Below are 259 nucleotides of genomic sequence, written 5' to 3' on the forward strand. Positions count from 1 at the left end.
CTAACGGAAGCGGCACCGACTACGCTTCGAATGCCACCTTCAGCATGGGATCGGCGAATGCCACCCTCTATGCGAAGTGGACAGCCAATCCGACCTACACCGTAACGTATAACGGAAACGGGAACACCGGCGGTACGGTTCCGACCGACAGCAACAGCTATCAGCAAGGGAACACAGTGACCGTGCTGGGGAACACGGGAACGCTGGTGAAGACGGGCTATACGTTCGCAGGCTGGAACACCGCTGCTAACGGAAGCGG

Annotated in this window: 1 protein-coding gene; it reads left to right on the forward strand. The window is 58.7% G+C overall.

Annotated features, from left to right (window positions below; translation table 11 throughout):
* Nucleotides 1-44 precede the first annotated feature (44 nt).
* A partial coding sequence (locus AC0MA3_RS26595) for an InlB B-repeat-containing protein (RefSeq protein ID WP_474658360.1) occupies nt 45-259 on the forward strand: 215 nt, incomplete at its 3' end.

This window comes from Paenibacillus sp. LS-5 (assembly GCF_056121505.1).